Raw genomic sequence first — 23497 nt, forward strand, 5'->3', positions numbered from 1 at the left:
CATGGGGCGCGAATGGTCGATCCAGGAGCTTTCCCGGGAGGCCGGCGTCACCAGCCGCACCCTGCGGCACTACGACGACGTCGGGCTGCTCCCACCGAGCCGTACAGGACGGAACGGGATGCGCTTCTACGACTCGGATGCCTTGGTTCGGCTGCAGCGAATCCTGCTGCTGCGCGACCTCGGTCTCGGACTACCCGCGATCCGCGACGCCCTCGACGACCGTCGGGATACGGCAGGTGCACTGCGTACGCATCTGGAGCTGCTCCAACACGAGCGAACCCAACTCGAACGCCGAATCCGGGCGGTTCGCGCGACCCTCGAGAAAACAGAGAATGGAGAAGAGCTCATGGCGACCGAAGTATTCGACGGGTTCGATCACACGCAGTACCGCGACGAGGTGACCGAACGCTGGGGTGCGCAGGCGTACGCCACCGGCGACCGATGGTGGCACGGGATGAGTGAGCGCGAACGCAGCGACTGGAAGTCGCGCGTCGACCGGCTGAACGCAGACTGGGTTGCTGCCGCGCAGGAAGGTCTCGATCCGCACGGAGAACGGGCTCAGGACCTTGCACGCCGTCACGTCGAATGGCTGACCTCCGTGCCCGGTACGCCTGCTCACGGTGCAGACCGGTGCAGTCTGCGCGGCTATGTCCTCGGCCTCGCCGACATGTACGTCGAAGACGAGCGATTCGCCGCGAATTACGGCGGAACCGCAGGCGCCGAGTTCGTGCGCGCCGCACTGCAGTATCACCTCTGATCGCCCTGGTCTTTCGGTCCCGCCGACGGACCGAAAGGGCATGAGCGTGACAAGGTCGTTACCCTGGTTCTCCGTGACTGCTGCATCAGCGCCCCAGCCCTCTCCCGGTGAGTACGACCTGATTGTCGTCGGCTCCGGATTCTTCGGACTGACGATTGCCGAGCGCGCGGCCACGCAGCTCGGGAAGCGGGTCCTCGTGGTCGAACGCCGGCACCATCTCGGTGGCAACGCGTACTCCGAACCCGAACCCGAGACCGGGATCGAGGTCCACAAGTACGGAGCCCACCTGTTCCACACGTCGAATCAGCGTGTGTGGGACTACGTGACTCAGTTCACGGATTTCACCGGGTATCAGCACCGCGTGTTCGCGAAGCACGGCGGTCAGGCCTACCAGTTCCCCATGGGCCTCGGCCTGATCTCCCAGTTCTTCGGGCGCTACTACAGCCCTGACGAAGCGCGGGCCCTGATCAAGGAACAGTCCGCCGAGATCTCGACTGCGGACGCCCAGAACCTCGAGGAGAAGGCGATCTCCTTGATCGGGCGTCCCCTCTACGAGGCATTCATCCGCGACTACACCGCCAAGCAGTGGCAGACCGATCCCAAGGAACTGCCCGCAGGCAACATCACCCGCCTGCCCGTGCGGTACACGTTCGACAACCGCTACTTCAACGACACCTACGAAGGCCTGCCGGTCGATGGCTACACCGCGTGGCTCGAGAACATGGCGAAGGATCCGAAGATCGAGATCCGGCTGAACACCGACTGGTTCGAGGTGCGTGACGACATCCGCGGCGCGAGCCCCGACGCCCCCGTCGTCTACACCGGCCCGCTCGACCGCTACTTCGACTATTCGGAAGGCAAGCTCGGCTGGCGCACCCTGGACTTCGAGACGGAGGTCGTGCCCACCGGTGATTTCCAGGGCACCCCGGTGATGAACTACAACGACGCCGACGTGCCCTTCACGCGTATCCACGAGTTCCGGCACTTCCACCCCGAACGCGACACGTACCCGACGGACAAGACCGTCATCATGCGTGAGTTCTCGCGTTTCGCGGAAGACGAGGACGAGCCGTACTACCCGATCAACACATCCGACGACCGCGCGAAGGTCGCCGCCTACCGTGAGCTCGCCAAGAAGGAAGCCGTGGAGAACAAGGTGTTGTTCGGCGGCCGCCTCGGCACCTACCAGTACCTCGACATGCATATGGCCATCGCGAGCGCGCTGACCATGTTCGACAACACGGTGGCGCCGCACTTCGAGTCGGGCGCGCCGATCGCGGGGAATGCCTCATGAGCCAGTCCGCAGCCGTAGAGATCGGATCCGACACGCAGCAGGGAGCACCGCTCGGTAAGGCGCTGCTTCAGCGGATCATCCTGCCGCGACCTGGCGAACCACTCGACGTCCGGACCCTCTACATCGAGGAATCGTCCACCAATGCGCGTCGCGCTCATGCGTCGAGCCGCACCGAGTTGAACATCGGCGCCGAGTCCGAGGTGTCGCTGTGCACCTATTTCAATGCGTTCCCCGCGAGCTACTGGCGTCGCTGGAGCACGCTGAACTCCGTGGTGCTTCGACTCGAGCTCACCGGTCACGGTCGAATCGACATCTACCGCAGCAAGGCGGATTCGAGCCGTATCCACGTGCAGGGCCGTGAGTTCGAGGGAACCGGCGTCGTCCTCGAACTCGAAACCGACCTCGGCCCGTTCGAGGACGGCGGTTGGATCTGGTTCGACGTCACCACCGACACGGACGTCACCGTCCACTCGGCAGGCTGGTTCGCGCCGGTCGAGGCCCCCGGTAAGGCCTCCGTCGCGGTGGGTATTCCCACGTTCAACCGCCCGGCCGATTGTGTCGCGGCGCTGCGTGCGCTGGCGTCCGATCCGCTGGTGATGGATGTCATCGACGCAATGATCATCCCGGATCAGGGCACCAAAAAGGTCCGTGACCAGGACGGTTTCGCCGAGGCAGCAGCGCCGTTCGGCGACCGGCTGGTCATCCACGACCAGGCCAACCTCGGTGGATCCGGTGGCTACAGCCGCATCATGTACGAGGCGCTGAAGACCACCGATGCCCCGTACATCCTGTTCATGGACGACGACATCGAGATCGAACCCGACTCGATCCTGCGTGCACTCGCGTTCTCGCGGTTCGCCAAGTCCCCGACACTCGTCGGAGGGCAGATGCTCAACCTGCAGGAACGCAGCCACCTGCACACGATGGGCGAGGTCGTCGACCGGTCGGTCTTCATGTGGTCGGCCGCGCCGAACGTCGAATACGACCACGACTTCTCCACGAATCCGCTGCGCGATCGCGAGAACTCGAAGCTGCTGCATCGACGCATCGACGTCGATTTCAACGGCTGGTGGATGTGCATGATCCCGCGCGTCGTCGCGGAGGAGATCGGGCAGCCACTGCCGCTGTTCATCAAGTGGGACGACGCCGAGTACGGGCTGCGTGCCCGTGCCGCCGGGTACTCCACTGTGACGATGCCCGGTGCCGCGATCTGGCACATGGCGTGGAGCGACAAGGACGACGCCATCGACTGGCAGGCGTACTTCCACCTGCGCAACCGCCTCGTCGTCGCAGCCCTGCACATGCCGGGCGACGGCAAGGGCATGGTCCTCGACACGATCAAGGCCACCATCAAGCACCTGGTGTGCCTCGAGTACTCGACCGTCGCGATCCAGAACAAGGCCATCGAGGACTTCCTGGCCGGCCCCGAGAACCTCTTCGAGCTCCTTCCCAAGGCACTCGGCGACGTGCATGCGCTGCGGAAGAACTTCTCCGACGCTCGCGTGCTGCCTTCGTCGACCGAACTGCCGCTGCCGTCGGGCGCGGAAGTCGGTGCCGTCGGGCTGCCCGAGGGCAAACTCGCGAAGGTCTCACGACTCGCGAAGGGCGTGCTGCACAGCGTGCGCTCCGAGAACCCCGAGCATCACACCCGACCACAGCTCAACGTGCCCACGATCGACGCACGGTGGTTCCTGCTGTCGCAGGTCGACGGCGTGACGGTGACCACCGCGGACGGGCGAGGCGTCGTCTACCGTAAGCGCGACCGCGCGCAGGCACAGGCGCTGCTGACCGAAGCGCTGCGGTTGCGGCGCGAACTCGCACGACGTTTCCCGGAGCTCAAGCAACGCTACCGGGATGCGGTTCCCGCCCTGACCAGCAAGAAGGAGTGGGAACATGTCTTCGGTATCGAGGGATGACGTCACTGTCCCGTCCGGTGACGGCACCGCCACAGTGACGATCGACCGCGACCGCGCGCCGCTCGAAGTGCGGATGTTGCAGACGGTCCAGGACACCGTCGGCACTGTGCCCGGAGCAACCTCGATCGCCCGCGGCATGTCGCACTTCGGTGAGCATGCGCTCGGCTGGATCGCGATCGGCGCGGCGGGAGCATTGGTGGATCCGAAGCGTCGCGCCCAGTGGGCAGGAGTCGCGGTCGGGGCGGTCGGAGCGCACGCTGCGTCGATCGTCATCAAGCGTGTCGTTCGCCGTAAACGTCCGGACCATCCGTCCGTGCAGGTCAACGTGTCGACGCCGAGTCGACTGAGTTTCCCGTCGTCGCACGCGACGTCCACGACAGCAGCGGCCGTGTTGATGGCGCGCACCACCGGGCTACCCTTTCCGGCGATGCTCGTGCCGCCGATGCTGTTGTCCCGTCTCGTTCTCGGTGTGCACTATCCGACGGACGTCCTGGCCGGTGCTGCGCTCGGGGCGGCGTCCGCTGCTGTGGTGGCGCGGGCAGAGAAGAAGTTTGGAGAGCGATGAGCGAGGAACCGACACCCGTCTCGGAGGCCCCCAAGAGCCTTCCAGCGGCAATCGTCAAGGCGGTGCGCCCACGACAGTGGGTCAAGAACGTGCTGGTGCTCGCGGCCCCGATGGCGGCGGGTTCCGTAACGGAATCTTCCGTGTTGTTGCCGGTCGCACTGGCGTTCGTGGTGTTCTGCATGGCGGCGTCAGGGATCTACCTCGTCAACGATGCGTTGGACGTCGAAGCCGACCGGGAGCACCCGACCAAGCGGTTCCGGCCGATCGCGGCGGGCGTGCTGCCGCTGCGGCTCGCGTACATCCTGGCCGTCGTGCTGCTCGTCGCCTCGATCGCACTGTCGTTCCTTGCGAACTGGCAGCTCGCGGTGGTGATGGCCGTCTATATCGGCATCCAGCTCGCGTACTGTTTCGGTCTCAAGCATCAGGCCGTCCTCGACATCTGCATCGTCTCGTCGGGCTTCTTGATCCGTGCGATCGCCGGCGGTGTGGCCGCCGAGATCCCGCTGTCGCAGTGGTTCCTGCTGATCATGGCGTTCGGATCGCTGTTCATGGCCGCGGGTAAGCGATACGCGGAGCTGCGGCTCGCGACGCGGACGGGTGCGAAGATCCGCAAGTCGCTCGAGTACTACACCGAGACGTACCTGCGGTTCGTGTGGACGCTTGCCGCCACAGCCGTGGTGATCTGCTACGGCCTGTGGGCGTTCGAGCAGGACACGATTGCAGGTTCCAACTGGTACGCGATCTCGATGGTCCCGTTCGTCGTCGCGATCCTGCGGTACGCAGTGGATGTCGACGGTGGAGATGCCGGTGAGCCCGAGGAGATTGCACTGGGCGACCGCGTGTTGCAGTTCCTTGCGGTGGTGTGGATCGTGGTGGTCGGCGGTGCTGTCTACCTCTTCTGACGTCGTGGACGGCGTCGACGACAGCGTGGCGGGCAGACCGAGCACCGATCTGCCCGCCCGGTCGGGTCGCCTCGCGACGGGGGTTTTCGCCTGCGGTGTCGTGATCGCGGCACTGCTGATGTTCTGGGGGGCGTGGGAACGCCGCTGGATCGCCGACGACGGCCTGATCGTGTTGCGCACCGTGCGCAACCTGATGGCGGGCAACGGCCCGGTGTTCAACAGCGGTGAGCGGGTCGAAGCCAATACGTCGACCATCTGGACGTATCTCGTCTACGCGGCAGGAGAGCTGAGCGGAATCCGGCTCGAATACGTGGTGCTCACGATCGCCCTCGTGTTGTCGACGGGTGCGATCGTGCTGGCCATGTTCGCCGCCGCGCGGATGTACCGGTGGCGCCTACGGAACGCCACGGGGACGGTTCTGCTGCTGCCTGCGGGAGTACTCGTCTACATCGCGGTGCCGCCCGCGCGTGACTTCGCGACATCGGGGCTCGAAACCTGCCTGGTGATCTGCTGGATCGCGTTGCTGTGGCTGCTACTCGTGAGGTGGGCGACGCCCGACCCGAAGCACGAGGGCCTGCCGGGGACCACCCAGATCCTCGTCACCGCCTTCATCGCGGGTCTCGGTCCGCTCGTGCGCCCGGAACTTGCCATTCTCGCTGCCGGGGCACTGGCCATGTTGTTCCTCGCCCAGGGGCTGACATGGCGGGTGCGGGTCGCGATGGTTGCGGTCGCGGGACTGGTGCCTCTGACGTACCAGGTCTGGCGGATGGGTTATTACGGTCTGCCGTACCCGAACACGGCCGTGTCCAAGGACGCGGGCGGAGCCAAGTGGTCGCAGGGGTTCGAGTACCTCGGCAATCTCGTCAGTCCGTACCTGCTGTGGTTGCCGGTGCTGTTCCTGGCGGTCGTCGCCGCGGTGGTGTTGTGGACCACGCGGGCCCCGGCCGGTGGCAGTGCTGTGCCGACGGACGCGGGGAGGGACCTTCGGGCGTGGGTAGTGCGTGGTCAGCGGGCGCTGCGGACCCCGACGACGGTCGTGTTCTTCGCGCTCGGGGCCGGCCTGCTGCTGATGCTCTACTCGATGCGGGTGGGTGGCGACTTCATGCACGGTCGCGTGCTGCTTCCGCCGCTGTTCTGTCTGCTGCTTCCCGTTGCCGTCGTACCCCTGCGAGTCCCCGATCGGTCGGCGATCGGCAACAACAAAAACACCCGTATGGCGTGCGGTATGGCGATTCTGTGGATCGGGACGGTGATCTGGGCGTTCTTCGCCTCCAACACCACGGGCATGCCGGAGGGTGCGGTGGTGGGCCGCTCCGGCATCGTCGATGAGCGCGCGTTCTACGTGCTCAACACCGGGCATTCGCATCCGATCCTCGCGAGCGACTACCTCGACTATCCCCGAATGCGCGCAATGGTCGAGGCGATCGAGAACACCCCGGACGGTGGGCTGCTGCTGTCGACGGCCTCGTACGACGTTTGGGACGTAGTTCCGCCACCCCTGCCGATCCCGCCGGGTGGTGCCGGGCACACGGTGTACTTCCTGAACCTCGGTATGACGAGCATGAACGTCGGCCTGGATGTGCGGGTCGTGGATCAGATGGGCCTCGCCTATCCGCTCGCGGCCCACACCGAGCGACTCGAGGACGGACGGATCGGGCACGACAAGATCCTCTATCCCGATTGGGTGATCGCGGATACGGGCATGGTGGACGTCCATCCGTGGATGCCCGCCTATCTCGACGAGGACTGGGTTGCCATGGCCCATGTGGCGTTGACGTGCCCGGAAACGCAGGAGTTGCTCGCGTCGTCGAGCGCGGAGCTCACGTGGCCTTTGTTCAAGCGGAATCTGCGTAATGCGTTCGAATACTCCGGCTATCGCATCGAGCGAGTGCCCAAGTATGAGATTCAGCGCTGCGGTCTGGAAATGCCGGTGCCGCGAGGCTAGGATCCCGCCAGCTTTCGGAGGAATGTCGCATTCGTTCAGTTGACCTGGACGGATGCGACATTCTGCATTGCGCGGCCGTTCAGTCGACCCGGTGCGCGGCCCGCGGGCAGGTCTCGTTAAGATCACGCCGGATAACGGAGATGTAACGTTCGTGCCCTCGGTGAGCGACGAAGTAGTCAAGGCAAGCTCAAGACCTTGGGAATCGGGGTTTGTCAGAGATCACGCTGTCCTTTACAGTCTTGACCGCAGTGTGACTTGAAGGCGACCTTCACCCGGTCGCCGCCGCCGAAATCCGTCGGGGGACGCAGACGCGGACGCCGCAGATCGAGAAAGTGAGCATTGTTCATGCGTTTTGTCCCTAGGTTGTCGCAGGGCCTTCGCAGGCGCCTGCTCGGCACCGCCGCCGCAGCGCTCGTGCTTCCTGTTGCTGCAGGTGTTGCCGGAACGACCGCGGCGGTTGCCGCACCGGCCCAGGCCGCGCCGGTTTCGCATCGCGCGCCCGCCGGAGGTTTCGAAGAGGTCTTCGTCGATTCGGACATGGGTCCGATCAAGGTTCAGATCCAGTGGGCCGCACGCGGTGGCGACGCGGCCCTCTACATGCTCGACGGGCTGCGGGCCCGCGACGACGCGAACGCGTGGACCTTCGAGACCAACGCTCTGCAGCAGTTCTCGCAGGACAACGTCAGCCTCATCATGCCGGTCGGCGGCCAGGCGAGTTTCTACACCGACTGGTACTCGCCGAGTAACTTCAACGGCCAGGACATCACCTACAAGTGGGAGACGTTCCTCACCGAGCAGCTTCCCGCATACCTCGAAACCCGCGGTGTCTCGCGTAGCAACAACGGCATCCTGGGTCTGTCGATGGGCGGTTCCGCTGCCCTGACCCTGGCCGCGTACCACCGCGACCAGTTCCAGTTCGCGTCGTCGCTGTCGGGCTACCTGAACCTGTCGGCCCCCGGCATGCGTGAGGCCATCCGCATCGCGATGCTCGACGCCGGCCGCTTCAACGTCGACTCGATGTGGGGCCCGCCGTGGAACCCGGCATGGCTGCGCAACGACCCGTTCGTGTTCGCGCCCAAGCTCGAGGGCCTGTCCATGTACATCTCGGCGGCCAGCGGCCTGCCCGGTGAGCACGACAACCCGAAGGGCCTGGTCGGCTTCTACAACACGGCCAACGCCATGGGCCTCGAGGCGCTGTCCCTCGTCCAGACCCGCGCATTCCAGGTCAAGCTCGCGACCCTGGGCATCCCGGCCACGTTCGACTTCCCGGCACGCGGAACCCACGCGTGGAAGTACTGGGAGGACGAGCTGTGGAAGGCACGCCCGCAGATCCTGGACGCACTCAACGCGCACTGATCTGACTGCCAGGCCAAGCACACTGCTTCGACGTCGCCGCCCGATTGCTCCTCAGGAGCGGTCGGGCGGTTTCGTGCATTCGATAACAATTTCCCCACCTGTCACAGCGCGGCTCCCTCACATCACCGTCCTCGACGTGTAGAAACAGGATTCGGGCGTGGCCGATCCGATCGAGGGCCGGCTCCCGCGATACCGAGTCCGCTCAGCGGACGATCTGCAATACCGCAATGCAGGAAGTGAGCGAAGTCGATGCGAACTGTGCATGGTGGCCATCGGGGGAGGCCGAACGAGGGGACGGCCGGTGCGACGGCGAAGCGACGTCTGCTCGGACTTGTCGCTGCGGCGCTCGTGGCGCCGGTCGGGGCAGGACTGACGACAGTTGCGGTGGCGACGGCGCAACCGTCGGTCGCCGAGTCCGGCCCGGCAGCGACACAGGACTCGTCCGGCGCGACGGTACGCAAGGTCGACTGGCTCACGGACCGACGGGTCGCACTCTGGATCGATTCGCCCTCGATGGGCACGCCCATCCAAGTGCAGCTTCTGCTCGCGCGAGATTGGAACCTCACGCCCGAGGCCAGGTTCCCGTCGGTGTTCATGCTCGACGGTCTCCGCGCGCGCGACGACGAGAACGGCTGGACGCTCGAGACGGACGCCGAGCAGTTCTTCGCAGACAAGAACGTCAACGTGGTGCTTCCGGTAGGTGGCCAGTCGAGTTTCTACGCCGACTGGCTCGATCAGAACAACGGTCAGACCTACAAGTGGGAGACCTTCCTGACCGAGGAACTGCCGCCCATCCTCGAAAAGGACTGGCGGACCACCGATAAGCGCGGTGTGGTCGGTCTGTCCATGGGTGGCACCGCCGCGATGTTCCTTGCTGCCCGCAACGAGGGCTTCTTCCAATTCGCGGGGTCGCTGTCGGGGATTCTCACCACCACGACACTCGGAATGCCAGAGGCGATTCGTTACGCCATGCAGGACGCGGGCGGATTCGACGTAGACGCGATGTGGGGCGAACCCGGCAGCGAAGTATGGGAGTCACACGACCCGTATCTGCTCGCCGAGAAACTCCGCGGTGTGAGCATGTATGTCTCGAGTGGCAGCGGCAGCACGGGTCCGTACGATCAACCGACCGCGGTTCCCGGTGTGAGCACAAACTACGCGGGCATGGGACTCGAGATCCTGTCGCGCCTGACCTCTCAGGCGTTCGCGACGAAGCTCAACAAACTCGGCATCCCCGCGCAGATCGTGTACCGGCCGTCGGGCACGCACTCATGGCCGTACTGGGAGTTCGAACTGCACCAGTTGTGGCCGCAGCTCGCCAACACGCTCGGTGTCGAGACCCAGAAACCCGAGTGCGCCCCGCTCGGCGCATTCGGCGATGTCGCGGCCGCGAATCCATGGCTCGGCGACTGCCTGACGCGCGAGTATCCGGTTGCGGGTGGCTCCGTGCAGGACTTCCGGCACGGCCGGGTGTTCTCGTCCGGCGGCACCGCGGTTCCTGTCGCGGGCGCTATCGGCGGCAAGTACCAGAGCGTGGGCGGTCCTGCCGGGCGGCTCGGATACCCGGTGACGGAAGAACGCGGCACGGCCGATGGCAGGGGTCGCTTCAATCACTTCCAGAACGGAGCCATCTACTGGACTCCCGAGCACGGAGCCCGCACGGTGCAGGGCGCGATCTTCGAGGAATGGAAGAAGCAGGGCTGGGAAGCCGGTCCTCTCGGCTATCCGGTGCTCGACGAGGTCGGTACCCCGGACCAGCGTGGCAGTGTTCAGGGATTCGAGATCGGCGCGATGTACTGGACCGAAGCGACCGGCGCCAACGCTGTGTTGGGGAAGATTCTGGGCAAATACGGCGAACTCGGCTACGAGACCGGGGCGCTCGGCTATCCGAAGTCGAGCGAGCACGTGATCAAGGATGACGGGCGGTTCTCCGAGTTCGAGCACGGCAACATCTATTGGACCCATCCGACCGGCGCATGGCCGGTGCGTGGCCGCGTGCTCGAGGCCTGGGCGGCCGAGGGTGCCGAGAACGGTCGGCTCGGCTATCCGATCGGTGACGAGACGCCGATCGAAGGTGGAATCGAGCAGAAGTTCCAGCACGGCTCGGTCTCCGTCGTCGGTGACGTACCGACGGTTCATCCGTGATTCCGTAAATCAAGTGACGTCGTAGGACGCACGGTGCCGGTCGGAGCAGGCGCTCCGGCCGGCATCGTGCGCGCTCTGTAGCCTGGACCGAGCCCAGTTCAGATCACTCGAATTCCGGATGTGAGGACACCCCAGATGCCTGCACGGACCCGCTCGCGCTCGACCCGCGTCCTCGGAGCGATCGCCGCAGCCCTGACTTCCGCGGCTGTGCTGGCCGCGTGCGGTAGCGACGATTCGACGGCCACGAATACTCCGTCGACCACAACCACGACCTCTTCCGCGACGACCTCTGCCGAGGCGACCGCCTCGGAATCGGCGGACGGAACCTCCACCCCGGACGCCCCCGACACCGAGGACACCGACACCGAAGGCACCGCCGCTGCTCCGACGAGCCCGGGCGAAGCAGCGACCGCGCCGCCGGCAGGGTCCCAGCCTGCCCCGAGCGAGAGCGGCGAAGCGTTCCTCGCCGCGCTGCGCGAGGAGGGTGTCGAGCCCTCCGACGAGGCGAGCGCGATCGCAATCGCGGACTACGTCTGCGGGGCCGAGGCCCAGGGCGGTAATCCCGACGAGATCAAGACGATGGTGACAGCGCTCGTCGGTAGCGGATCAGTCGCTGCCGGTGAGGAGATCACCGAGGAGGACGCATCCGCGACCGCCGACACGTACATTTCGGTCGCCCACGACACGTACTGCAGCTGACAGGCACTGCAGATAGAGGGAGAAGCACTTGATGGCCAGAACGAAGCGGCGTCGCGGGCGCAAGATCGTCGTACTCGGGGCGCTGCTGGTTCTGGTCCTGGTGCTGGCTCTCTGGTACATGCTGGCGGGCCGCCTGGATGTTCCCGGGCCCATCACACCTCCCGGACCGGAAGAACCGCAGTCGCAGCCTGCGTCCTGTCCCGACGTCCAGGTGGTTGCGGTGCCCGGTACGTGGGAGTCCGCGGTCGGTGACGACCCGTACAACCCGACGGCCAACCCTGCGTCGCTGATGTTGAACGTGACGCGACCGCTGCAGGAGCAGTTCGACCCCCAGCGCGCCGACGTCTACACGGTCCCGTACGTCGCTCAGTTCTCGAATCCGGTTGCGCTCCCGCCCGACGGCCAGCAGTCGTACAACAACAGCCGCAGTGCCGGTACTGCCGCGATGAACGAGTTCCTTGCGGGCCGGTCTGCGGAGTGTCCGCTCACCACCTACGTCTTGACCGGGTTCTCCCAGGGCGCGGTCATCACCGGGGACGTCGCGGCCCAGATCGGAGCGGGCAACGGACCGGTCCCCGCTGACCGTGTTCTCGGTGTCGCGTTGATCGCGGACGGCCGTCGTGACGGGGTGTCCGGCATCGATATCGGCCCGCCGGTCGCGGGAGTCGGCGCCGAACTCTCGCTTGCCGGTCTGAGGCTTCCCGGCATCACCATGACCGGTGAGCGCCCCGGCGGATTCGGTGCACTCGACGATCGCACCTTCCAGATCTGTGCACCCTCCGACAGCATCTGCGATGCCCCGCCGGATGCGCTCAACCCGACCAACTGGGTGACCGCTGCGCCTCGCGTGCTCGAGTACGTCAACAACCCGATCCACGCAATGTACAACACGTTCGTTGTGGACGAATCGGGCACGACTGCGACTCAGTGGATCACCGGATGGGCCGCCGAGAAGATCGAATCCGCACCACATCCGCGGGAAGAGTGACCCCTCGGTTACCAGCGGGTAGTGTTCCCGGTCACGCACCCGGTACAATCGACCGATGGCCGCGGCGTGCCCAGGCACGACCGGCGCTCGTGAGGCCGGGGGAGGCCGCGGGCAATACGTCAGGGACCGGAGGGGATGGATGTTGTGCCGTCACCGGCTGAGAGCTTGGGAAACGGTGGGCGGAGCGGAATGATCCTCGTCACGAAAAGTCGTGTCGAGCGGGAGGTGCACCGACAACCTGCCCACGCTCCCGAAGGGAAGGCCGAGTTGTGTGCACTGCCGATGCGGCGACGGCATGCGCTGCCGATGCGGTGTCATCGGCGGCGAATCCGCATATCTCGCAACCGGAGTGTCCGAACAGACCGCCGAGCGAGACCGCATTTCGCGAATGGCAGACCGGGTGTCGTATCTTTGGTGCTTCCCATCTCGGACGGAAGGGTTCGCGCCACACGATCCGCTGCTCGCGGGGAGCGAGCTGAGCCGATCTGTAACATATTCGTGATCTCGGATCGATGGACAGTACTGGCAGGTTGACTGCCGGAGGCTGCGAGTGCTGTGCAGGCACGACGATCCGGTAGCGCGGACAACGTAAATGGGGCGCAACCATGTCGAGTGGTTGTGGGATCGCTTCGACAGGGAGAAGGAATTGAGCGTCGGGTTCGAAGAGTTCATCGATGAGTACGGGCAGATCAAACTGCCGGACGGCAGCACGCTGCTCGATCACCTCGAGCAGCACACTGCCTCCAACGGTGACGAGTTGGCCTACCGGTACATCGATTACTCGAGCAACCGTGATGGCGATGTGGACGAGCTCACCTGGGCGCAGTTCGGTGTGCGGCTCCGTGCGATCGCTGCTCGGCTTCAGCAGGTCACCAGTCCCGGCGACCGCGTCGCGATCCTGGCGCCCCAGGGCCTCGATTACGTGGTGTCCTTCTTCGCAGCGATCTATGCGGGTGTCATCGCCGTGCCGCTCTTCGATCCGGACGAGCCGGGGCACACCGACCGCCTGCACGCTGTCCTCGGCGACTGCACGCCCAGCGCCATCCTCACTGCCACCTCGTCCGCTGCGGGTGTGCGCCAGTTCTTCCGCCCCCTCCCCGCTGCACAGCGCCCCCGCGTGATTGCCGTCGACGCGATCCCCGACACCGTCGCCGACTCATGGAAGCGTCCTGAGGCGACCAGCGATGACATCGCATACCTCCAGTACACGTCCGGATCGACGCGGGTGCCCGCCGGCGTGGAGATCACCCACCGGTCTGTGCTCACCAACGTGATCCAGATGGCCGACTCGATGGAGCTCAACGAGAACTCTCGAGGTGTCACCTGGCTGCCGCTGTTCCATGACATGGGCCTGCTCACCGTCATCCTCCCGGCGATCGGTGGCAAATACATCACGATCATGAGTCCCCGCGCCTTCGTTCAGCGGCCAGGCCGCTGGATCCGTGAACTCGCCGCGGTCTCCGACGGGGCAGGGACGTTCGCGGCCGCACCGAATTTCGCGTTCGAGCACGCGGCAGCGCGCGGCGTCCCGAAGAACGGCGAGGCCCTCGACCTGAGCAACGTGATCGGTCTGATCAACGGCAGTGAGCCGGTGACGACGTCGTCCATGCGCAAGTTCAACGAGGCGTTTGCGCCTTACGGACTGCCGAAGACCGCGATCAAGCCGTCGTACGGCATGGCCGAGGCCACGCTGTTCGTGTCCTCGACGAAGAACTCCGAGGAAGCCAAGGTCCTCTACGTGGACCGCAACGAGCTCAACGCCGGCCGGGTCGTACTCGTCGACCGCGATGCGCCCGGCGCGATCCCGCAGGTCTCGTGCGGTTATGTCGCCCGCAGTCAGTGGGCCGCGATCGTCGACGCCGAGACCGGCGCAGAGGCTCCGGAAGGTCACGTCGGAGAGATCTGGCTGCACGGCGACAACATCGGAATCGGTTACTGGGGTCGGAAGGACGAGACCGCCGACACCTTCCACAACAAGATCACGAAGCGGGTTCCAGAGAAGAGTCAGGCCGAAGGCACGCCCGAGGACGCCAACTGGCTGCGCACGGGTGACTACGGCGTCTACGTCGACGGTGAGCTGTACATCACCGGTCGCGTCAAGGACCTCGTGATCGTCGACGGGCGCAATCACTACCCGCAGGATCTCGAGTTCTCCGCTCAGGAAGCGAGCTCCGCGCTGCGCCCGGGCTTCGTCGCCGCGTTCGCGGTGCCTGCGAACCAACTGCCCAAGGTCGTGTTCGACAACTCGGCCTCCGGCCTGCAGTTCGACACCGACGACTCGTCCGAGCAACTCGTCATCGTGGCCGAGCGCGCCCCGGGCGCAGGCAAGGCAGACCCGCAGCCGATCGCCGACGCCGTACGTGCCGCGATCTCCGCGCGACACGGCGTGACCGCGCGCGATGTGCTTCTCGTACCGGCCGGATCCATCCCTCGCACATCGAGTGGGAAGATTGCGCGGCGGGCATGCAAGGCTGCCTACATCGAGGGAACGCTGCGTGGTGGATACCAGCAGCAGGCGTTCCCCGACAGCGTGTAAGAAATTGTCCTCTGTCCGGGTAGCGTGGTGGGTTGATGGCTGACACTGAAATGACCGTTGCGCAGCTGCGCGAATGGCTGCGGAACTGGATTGCCGACGCAACCGGCCAGCCGGTCTCCCAGATCTCGGACGATCGTCCGATGGAGGAGTTCGGGTTGGCGTCGCGCGACGCTGTGGCGCTCAGCGGTGACATCGAGGATCTCCTCGGTGTCACGCTGACCGCGACTGTCGCGTACCAGCACCCCACGATCGCGTCGCTGGCGACTCGCATCATCGAGGGCGAACCGGAGGTGCCGGAGGGCACCGACGACACGTTCTATGTCGCCGGTAGCGCTCTCGGCTCGAAGGACATCGCGATCGTCGGCATGTCGACGCGTCTTCCCGGACACATCGACACCCCCGCCCAGATGTGGGACCTGCTGGCGTCGGGGCGCGACGGCATCACCGACCTGCCCGAAGGCCGCTGGTCCGAGTTCCACGGCGACCCGCTCGTCTCCGAGGCGATCGCGAATGCGAACACGCGCGGCGGCTACCTCGACGACGTCAAGGGCTTCGACGCCGAGTTCTTCGCCATGTCGCCGCGCGAGGTCAAGATGGTCGACCCGCAGCAGCGTCTCGCGCTCGAGTTGACCTGGGAGGCCCTCGAGCACGCCCACATCCCCGCGAGCGACCTCAAAGGCGGCTCGGTCGGTGTGTTCATCGGCTCGTCCGCGAACGACTACATGCTCATCGCGGCGTCGGATTCGTCGGCGGCCGACCCGTACGCGATCACCGGCACGTCCACATCGATCGTCTCCAACCGTGTCTCGTACTTCTTCGACTTCCGCGGCCCGTCGATCAGCATCGACACCGCATGCTCGTCGTCGCTCGTCGCGGTCCACCAGGCGGTGCGTGCACTGCGCGGCGGTGAAGCAAACGTGGCGATCGCCGGTGGCATCAACATGTTGCTCGCCCCCGCCGGCACACTCGGTTTCCACGAAACGGGCATGCTCACCGCCGACGGCAAGATCAAGGCGTTCTCGGCGGACGCAAACGGCATCGTCCGCTCGGAAGGTGGTGGCCTCGTCGTACTCAAACGGCTCGAGGACGCCGAACGCGACGGCGACAACATCCTCGCCGTGGTTGCCGGATCGGCCGTCAACCAGGACGGACGCTCCAACGGTCTGGTCGCGCCCAACCCGGATGCCCAGGCGGACGTGCTGCGTCGCGCCTACCGCGACGCGCAGATCCTGCCGTCGGGTGTCGACTACATCGAGGCGCACGGCACCGGCACGGTGCTCGGTGATCCGATCGAGGCGGACGCCCTCGGCCGTGTCGTCGGCCGCGGCCGCGACGCCGACAAGCCGGCCCTGCTCGGTTCTGCGAAGACCAACTTCGGGCACCTCGAGGCTGCCGCAGGCGCCGCGGGCCTGATCAAAGTCGTTCTAGCGATGCGCGAGAACGCACTCCCGGCTTCTCTCAATTACACCGAGCCCAACCCGTACATCGCATTCGACAAGGCCCGTCTCCGTGTGATCCCGGAGGGTGCGCAGTGGCCCCGTTATTCGGGCCGCGCTGTCGCGGGCATCTCCGGATTCGGGTTCGGTGGCACCAACGCGCACGTCGTGGTGCGCGAGTACACCGGGCCGGAAGGCCAGATCGACTCCGAGGCCGAGGTCGAGGTTCTGCCCGACAGCGCCGAGGCTGCGCAGCATGCCGTGGTGCCGGAGCCCGCACGCGAATTGCCCGTCGTGCTTGCGGTGTCCGCACCGATGCCGTCGCGTCGTCGCCGCGCCGCGGCGGATCTCGCCGACTGGCTCGAAACCGAATCGGGTAGCACCACTGCGTTGGCCGATGTGGCCCGCACGCTGTCGCGTCGCAACCACGGCCGGTCCCGTGCCGTCGTCATCGCCGCCGACCGCGCCGAGGCGATCGCCGGGCTGCGTGCCGTCGCTGCAGGAAAGCCCGCGCCGAACGTCTTCGCCGCCGACAGCCCGGCCGCGAACGGCCCGGTGTGGGTATTGTCCGGCTTCGGTGCGCAGCACCGCAAAATGGCCAAGCAGCTGTATCTCGAGAACCCCGTGTTCGCCGCTGCAGTCGACGAGGTCGACGAGTTGATCTTCGACGAGTCGGGCTACTCCATGAAGGAGAAGTTCCTCGACGACGCGCAGGACTACGACGTCGAGACCGCGCAGGTCGGTATCTTCACCATCCAGGTCGGTCTCGCCGCGGTGCTGCGTCACCACGGCGCCGATCCTGCAGCGATCGTCGGCCACTCGATGGGTGAGGCCGCCGGTGCATACATCTCGGGTGGTCTGTCGCTCGAGGAAGCCGTGCGCGTGATCTGCGCCCGGTCGCGCCTGATGGGTGAGGCCGAGGGCCAGCTCGAGGGCGACGACATTCGCCTGATGGCGCTCGTCGAGTACAGCTCCGACGAGATCACCTCGGTTCTGCCCGACTTCCCGCAGCTCGAGGTGTGCGTCTATGCGGCGCCCACCCACACTGTGATCGGCGGACCGCAGGAGCAGGTCAACGCCATCGTCGCGCGCGCCGAGTCGGAGGAGAAGTTCGCCCGGGTCCTCCAGACGAAGGGCGCGAGCCACACGTCGCAGGTCGACCCGATCCTGGGTGAGCTCGCTGCCGAACTCGCGGGTATGGAGCCGCAGCGCCTGAAGGTCGATGTGTATTCGTCCGTCGATCAGGAAACGCTGTACCGCGCCGGTCACGCGGGCATCCACCCGGTCGAGTACTGGACGAAGGGCATGCGCCACAGCGTGTACTTCACCCAGGCGATCCGGAAGGCGCTCACCGACGGCTACACGACGTTCGTCGAGCTCAACGCGAATCCCGCGACGCTGATGTCGGTCGCCGCCACCGCGTTCGATGCCGGTGTGCAGGACGGCGTGTTCATCCAGACGCTCAAGCGTAAGGAAGACGAGTCGCTCGGCGTGCTCACCGCGCTCGCGCAACTCTATGTCCACGGGCATCCGGTGGATCTGCGCAGTCTGCTGCCAGAGGGCGACTACGCCGACATTCCGCGTACCGCGTTCCTGCGTAAGCCGTACTGGGTCGACGCCCGCATCGGCGGCGGCGCCGGCCACGGTCGTGTCCCCGGCGCACATGTCGCGCTGCCCGACGGCAGGCACGTGTGGGAGGTGCAGGCGACGGCGGTCACCGATCCCGCGGAACTCGTCACCACCGCGGCGTCGCAGGTGCTCGCCGATGTCACCCTGACCGCATCCATACGGCATGCAGAGCTGCCTGATGCAGCCACCGTGACCACGACCCTCACCCCGCACCCGGGTGGTGCGTCGGTGCAGGTCCACGCCCGCACGGCGAGCGGTTTCACCCTCGTGCACGAGGGCGTCGTCACGTCGGGTGAGGCTCTTCCCACCCCGGTGATCGCCGCCCCGGCTCGGTTGTCCGACGACGTCGAGGAACTGCCGGAGGTCGTCGAGACCTTCGGTGACAAGTGGGATCCCGAAGGATCGCAGACCCTGGAAGATCGCCTGACGCTGATCGTCGCCGAATCCATGGGTTACGCACCCGAGGATCTGCCCGCCGAGATCCCGCTCATGGAACTGGGCCTCGACTCGCTGATGGCGGTACGCATCAAGAACCGCGTCGAGTACGAGTTCGACATCCCGCAGCTGCAGCTGACGGCGGTCAAGGACGCATCCTTGCGCGATGTCGCCAAGTACCTTCGCTATGCGGTGGACAACCGCGACGAGGTCGCGCAGCTTGCCGAGCAACAGGCCGCGGAGAAGGCAGCCGACCGCGCCGAGGCCGGGTCGCTGGAGTCGGGGTCCGCTCTGCTGCCGGTCGAGGACACCACCATCGTCGGTGAAGCCGAGCAGATTCTTGCCCACACCGACTCTCCGGAAGAATCCGAGTCTCCGGAAGAAGCTGCCCCTGCCTCCGCGGAACCTGCAGCAGATTCGTCCGGGCCCGACGTTCCTCCCCGCGACGCCGCGGAACGCCTGACCTTCGCATCGTGGGCCGTGGTCACCGGGAAGTCCGCCAAGGGCATCTTCAATACGTTGCCGACGCTCGACGAGTCTGCGGCCGAGCGCCTCGCCACGCGGCTCACCGAGCGGTCCGGCGGGGAGATCACCGTCGACGATGTCCGCAAGGCGTCGACGATCGAGCAACTCTCGGAAACGGTCCGGCAGTATCTCGAATCCTCCGACAAGATCGACGGACTCGTGCGCGCGCTGCGGCCGCGGCCCGAGGGGTCGTCGGCGGTGCCGGTGTTCGTGTTCCATCCTGCGGGGGGCTCGACCGTCGCGTACGAGCCGCTGCTGCGGCGCCTGCCCGCGGATACCCCGATGTACGGGTTCGAACGCACCGAGGGGCCGATCGACGAGCGCGCCAAGGTGTACCTGCCGCTGATCAAGGAGATCCAGGGCGACGGCCCGTACGTGCTGTACGGCTGGTCGCTCGGCGGCGTGCTGGCTTATGCCGTCGGCCGGTTGCTGCGCGCCGAAGGCAAGGACGTGCGGATCATCGGTCTCCTCGACACGGTCATGGCCGGTGAGCAGATCGAGGACACTCCGGAGGAGATCCGGAAACGCTGGCAGCGCTACTCGGCCTTTGCGAAGAAGACCTACGGTGTCGAGGCGCCGCTTCCGTACGACCTGCTTGCCGACGCGGGCAGCGACGAGGAGCAGATCAAGATTCTCATGGGCCTGCTCGAGATGAGCGGTGTCGAGATCCCCGGCGGCATCATCGAGCATCAGCGCACGTCGTGGCTCGACAACCGTGCCATACAGACGGCGAAGCTCGAACGCTATGACGGCGACGTCGTGCTGTACATGGCCGACAAGTATCACGATGACGCAATCGACCTCGAGCCGGCGTTCGGTACCCGGCAACCCGACGGTGGGTGGGGAGATGTGGTCGCGAATCTGGAGATCGTCCCGGTGGGGGGAGATCACCTGCAGATCGTCGACGAGCCGTACATCGCGAAGGTGGGGGCCGACCTGACCCGCAAGCTGGCCGACATCGAGGCCTCGAGGAGCTGAGCAAAGTAGTGACCACTACGGCAGAAAAACTGGCCGAGCTGCGCGCAAAACTGGAGATCGCGAACGAACCCGCAGGGGAAGCCGCAATCGCCAAGCGCGCGAAGAAGGGCATCCCCAGCGCTCGGGAGCGCATCGACATGCTCCTCGACAAGGGCACCTTCGTCGAGATCGGCGCGCTGATGAAGACGCCCGGCAATCCGAACGCGTTCTACGGCGACGCGGTCGTCGTCGGACACGGACTGGTCGACGGCCGCCCCGTCGCTGTCTTCTCACACGACCAGACCGTCCTCGGCGGCAGCGTCGGTGAGATGTTCGGCCGCAAGGTGTCTGCTGTTCTCGAACACGCATTGAAGATCGGCTGCCCCGTCGTCGGTATCAACGACTCCGGCGGAGCCCGCGTCCAGGACGCCGTGACCTCGCTCGCTTGGTACGGCGAGATCGGTAAGCGCACCGAACCGCTGTCCGGACTGGTGCCGCAGATCTCGGTCATCGTCGGCAAGTGCGCCGGTGGTGCCGTGTATGCGCCGATCAACACCGACGTCGTCGTGGCGACCGAAGAGGCGTACATGTTCGTCACCGGCCCCGACGTCATCAAGGCGGTCACCGGTGAGGATGTCAGCCTCGAGGAGCTCGGCAGCGCCCGTAAGCAGGCCGAGTACGGCAATGTGCACCATGTCGCGCCCGACGAGAAGGCCGCGTTCGATTGGGTGCGCCAGTATCTGAGCTACATGCCGTCGAATGCGCAGGAGAAGCCTCCTGTGATCAACCCGGGTCTCGAACCTGAGATCACGACCGACGACATCGAGCTCGATTCGTTCATGCCCGACGCCGACAACTCCGGCTACGACATGCACGACATCCTGCTCAAGATCTTCGACGACGGCGACTTCTTCGAGGTCCGCTCGCAGACTGCCCCGAACATCATCACCGGCTACGCGCGTGTCGATGGGCGCCCCGTCGGTGTGGTCGCGAACCAGCCGCTGTACCTATCGGGTGCGCTCGATGCTGCGGCCGCCGACAAGGCCGCGCATTTCGTGCGTGTGTGCGATGCATACGACATCCCGCTGGTGTTCGTCGTCGACACGCCGGGCTTCCTGCCGGGTGTCGACCAGGAGAAGATCGGCGTCATCAAGCGTGGCGGACGGTTCCTGTTCGCGTACGTGGAGGCGTCGGTGCCGAAGGTGACCGTCGTGGTGCGCAAGTCGTACGGTGGCGGCTACGCGGTGATGGGCTCGAAGCAGCTCGGTGCCGACATCAACTTCGCATGGCCCACCGCGCGTATCGCGGTGATGGGTGCGGAGTCTGCGGTCGCGGTGATCGGCCGCAAGCAGATCGCCGAGGCAGGCGAGAACGCTCCGGTGGTGCGTCAGCAGCTCATCAACTTCTACAACGAGCATGTCGCGACCCCGTACATCGCGGCCGAGCGCGGCTACATCGATGCGGTGATCGAGCCGAAGACCACGCGTCTCGAGATCCGGAAGGCGTTGACACTTCTCCGCGACAAGAAGGTGTTCAAGAACCCGCGCAAGCATCACCTGCTTCCGCTCTGAGGTTTTGACCGAGAAGTCCCACCGGCCGTCGACATGGCTGTGCCGGTGGGACTTTCGCGTGTCAGTCTGCGCGTGTCAGTCGAGGACTGCGGTGGCTTCGATCTCCACCAGGAGGTCGGGTTCGGCGAGTGCCGAGACACCGATGCCGGTCAGCGGTGCCAGTGGTCCCTCGATTCCCAATTTGGCGGCTGCTCGGCCGCCGCCTTCTACGAGCTGGGCCATCTTCTCGGGAGTCCAGTCGACGATGTAGGCGGTCAGTTTCGCGATGTCGCCCCAGCTCGCACCGACCTCGGTCAGGGCGGTGGCGATGTTGAGATAGCACTGCTCGGTCTGCGTGGCGAGGTCGCCCTCGCCGATTCTGTTGCCGTCGGCGTCGCGCGCGACCTGTCCGGCGATGAACACCATTTTCGATCCGGTGGCGACCGATACCTGTTTGTACAGGTCGGTCTGCGGAAGTCCTGCAGGGTTGACGAGCGTGACGGCCATGGAGGTCTCCTGGGGTGGTCGAAGTCCGGAAGCGGACCTTCAAACTATAACAGTGCGATGCTATGTAAAGTGTCGTCATGGTGAGAGCGAAGGATCCAGCGGTGCGCACCCTCCTCGTCGAGCGCGCAGCGCAGATGCTGCGAGCCCGCGAACCCATCACACTGCGCTCGCTGGTGGCAGGCACGGGGGTGTCGACGATGGCCGTCTACACCTACTTCGGTGGCATGGAAGGATTGTGGAAAGCCCTTCGGCAGGAAGGGTTCACGCGCCTCGAGTCCGGGTTCCGCACGGTGGAGACATCGAGTGATGCGGTGCGAGATCTGGCGGCGTTGTCCGCGTCCTACGTCGACAACGCCCTCGATCACCCCGACCTGTACCGCGTCATGTTCGACGCGAGCGTCGAACTCGAAGATCTCGAGGCGGCAGACGCCACCCTGGAATATCTCGTCCAGGCTGCGCGACGAGCGCGGGACGAGGGCCGCTTCCGCGCCGACGTCGACCCGCTCGAACTGGCGATCCAGAGTTGGGCGATCGACCACGGACTCGTGTCGCTCGTGGCGAACGGACCGCTACCACACACCACCGTCGACCACTGCGTTGTCATGCTCACCGCACTGTTCGTCCAGGCAGGAGACGAACCCGACAGGTGCCGGGCATCTGTCGAGGAGGGGTGGAAGCAGCGGGCCGCCCGCGAAACGTAGGTGATCAGCCGGTGTGGAGGGCGCTGATGATGTAGGTGAGGATGTGCTCGACCTCTGTGGCCGGATCGAAGTCCGTCGTGTCCTTCCACAGCAGATGTTCCATCTGCGCCAGCAACAGAATCGCGGTCGTTGTCGAATCCCGCTCCGGGTCGGTGGAGCCGAGATCGGTGATCGGACCGACAAGGACGCGAGCGAGGGTGAGCTCGAGCTCCTCCCGCACCTTCGGGGCATGCGATCGTCCGCCGGCGCCCCCGCCCACGACGTTGCGCGTCGCGGCAGCGATCTCGGGGTCGATGCCCTGCCTCAAGATCACGGTCGCGCCGGCGCGCAACGCCGCTTCCGGCGTCTCGGCTGCATCGATCTTCCTGCGCAGATGATCGACGAGGCGGTGTCCGCCCTCCTCGACCACTGCGTCGACGAAGTCGCCCTTACTGCGGAAATAGCGGTAGAACGCATCGTTGGACAGTCCGGCAGCGGCCACGATATCGGCGACACGCGCGGGTGATCCGGCGGTCAGCAGATCCCGTCCGGCCTTGATCAAACGATCGACGTCGCGACTCGCGGCTTCCTGCCGCGGAGTGAGGCTCCGCTGTACCGCTTCGGTGGCGCGGGCCGACATGGAGCTGGTGCCGGTGATGTCTTCGGTGGTCACCT

Annotated in this window: 16 protein-coding genes; 14 read left to right on the forward strand and 2 right to left on the reverse strand. The window is 65.8% G+C overall.

The window, feature by feature from the left end:
• Position 1: 1 nt before the first annotated feature.
• From HCA61_RS16500 to HCA61_RS16560, 13 genes are all read left to right on the forward strand, one after another.
• Complete coding sequence (locus tag HCA61_RS16500) at positions 2 to 757, forward strand: MerR family transcriptional regulator (protein ID WP_169689246.1); 756 nt, start codon at positions 2 to 4, stop codon at positions 755 to 757.
• 73 nt (positions 758 to 830) lie between these two features.
• A complete protein-coding gene (gene glf, locus HCA61_RS16505; protein WP_169689247.1) occupies positions 831 to 2051 on the forward strand; it encodes a UDP-galactopyranose mutase in 1221 nt (406 codons plus the stop codon).
• Positions 2048 to 3967: a glycosyltransferase gene (locus HCA61_RS16510; RefSeq protein ID WP_169689248.1), complete on the forward strand. Its 1920-nt coding sequence runs from the start codon at positions 2048 to 2050 to the stop codon at positions 3965 to 3967. The genes glf and HCA61_RS16510 overlap by 4 nt, the downstream gene beginning before the upstream one ends.
• Before the next feature lie 73 nt (positions 3968 to 4040).
• The gene (locus HCA61_RS16515) at positions 4041 to 4532 is read left to right on the forward strand and encodes a phosphatase PAP2 family protein (protein ID WP_240959717.1); all 492 of its coding nucleotides are present in this window, start codon (positions 4041 to 4043) and stop codon (positions 4530 to 4532) included.
• Entirely contained in the window at positions 4529 to 5434 is a 906-nt protein-coding gene (locus tag HCA61_RS16520; protein ID WP_169689250.1) for a decaprenyl-phosphate phosphoribosyltransferase, read from the forward strand. Before HCA61_RS16515 ends, HCA61_RS16520 begins: the two co-directional genes overlap by 4 nt.
• Positions 5415 to 7379 carry a flagellar motor control protein ZomB gene (zomB, locus tag HCA61_RS16525; RefSeq protein WP_169689251.1) on the forward strand — a complete coding sequence of 655 codons (1965 nt, stop codon included), beginning with the start codon at positions 5415 to 5417 and terminating at the stop codon, positions 7377 to 7379. The genes HCA61_RS16520 and zomB overlap by 20 nt, the downstream gene beginning before the upstream one ends.
• Before the next feature lie 345 nt (positions 7380 to 7724).
• Positions 7725 to 8735: an alpha/beta hydrolase family protein gene (locus HCA61_RS16530; protein ID WP_169689252.1), complete on the forward strand. Its 1011-nt coding sequence runs from the start codon at positions 7725 to 7727 to the stop codon at positions 8733 to 8735.
• 249 nt (positions 8736 to 8984) lie between these two features.
• Positions 8985 to 10880: an alpha/beta hydrolase-fold protein gene (locus HCA61_RS16535; protein ID WP_169689253.1), complete on the forward strand. Its 1896-nt coding sequence runs from the start codon at positions 8985 to 8987 to the stop codon at positions 10878 to 10880.
• A gap of 135 nt (positions 10881 to 11015) precedes the next feature.
• Positions 11016 to 11579: a DUF732 domain-containing protein gene (locus HCA61_RS16540; RefSeq protein WP_169689254.1), complete on the forward strand. Its 564-nt coding sequence runs from the start codon at positions 11016 to 11018 to the stop codon at positions 11577 to 11579.
• A 31-nt stretch (positions 11580 to 11610) separates the two neighbouring features.
• Complete coding sequence (locus HCA61_RS16545; protein ID WP_169689255.1) at positions 11611 to 12567, forward strand: cutinase family protein; 957 nt, start codon at positions 11611 to 11613, stop codon at positions 12565 to 12567.
• A gap of 646 nt (positions 12568 to 13213) precedes the next feature.
• Positions 13214 to 15103, forward strand: coding sequence for a long-chain-fatty-acid--AMP ligase FadD32 (gene fadD32 / locus HCA61_RS16550; protein ID WP_169689361.1), 1890 nt, complete (start codon positions 13214 to 13216; stop codon positions 15101 to 15103).
• 50 nt (positions 15104 to 15153) lie between these two features.
• Positions 15154 to 20106: a polyketide synthase Pks13 gene (gene pks13 / locus HCA61_RS16555; RefSeq protein WP_169689362.1), complete on the forward strand. Its 4953-nt coding sequence runs from the start codon at positions 15154 to 15156 to the stop codon at positions 20104 to 20106.
• An 8-nt stretch (positions 20107 to 20114) separates the two neighbouring features.
• Positions 20115 to 21656 (forward strand): acyl-CoA carboxylase subunit beta, encoded by a 1542-nt coding sequence (locus HCA61_RS16560; protein WP_169689256.1) that lies wholly within the window; start codon positions 20115 to 20117, stop codon positions 21654 to 21656.
• Positions 21657 to 21731: 75 nt separating this feature from the next.
• Here the strand turns inward: HCA61_RS16560 and HCA61_RS16565 are convergent, their stop codons facing one another.
• On the reverse strand, positions 21732 to 22142 hold the full coding sequence (locus HCA61_RS16565) for a RidA family protein (protein ID WP_169689257.1): 411 nt from the start codon (positions 22140 to 22142) through the stop codon (positions 21732 to 21734).
• 77 nt (positions 22143 to 22219) lie between these two features.
• Here HCA61_RS16565 and HCA61_RS16570 point away from each other — a divergent pair, with 77 nt between their 5' ends.
• Positions 22220 to 22843, forward strand: coding sequence for a TetR/AcrR family transcriptional regulator (locus HCA61_RS16570; protein ID WP_169689258.1), 624 nt, complete (start codon positions 22220 to 22222; stop codon positions 22841 to 22843).
• A gap of 4 nt (positions 22844 to 22847) precedes the next feature.
• Here HCA61_RS16570 and HCA61_RS16575 read toward each other — a convergent pair whose 3' ends face one another.
• The gene (locus HCA61_RS16575; RefSeq protein ID WP_169689259.1) at positions 22848 to 23495 is read right to left on the reverse strand and encodes a TetR/AcrR family transcriptional regulator; all 648 of its coding nucleotides are present in this window, start codon (positions 23493 to 23495) and stop codon (positions 22848 to 22850) included.
• Between the last annotated feature and the right edge of the window lie 2 nt (positions 23496 to 23497).

Source organism: Rhodococcus sp. HNM0563 (genome assembly GCF_012726195.1).
Lineage (GTDB): Bacteria > Actinomycetota > Actinomycetes > Mycobacteriales > Mycobacteriaceae > Rhodococcus.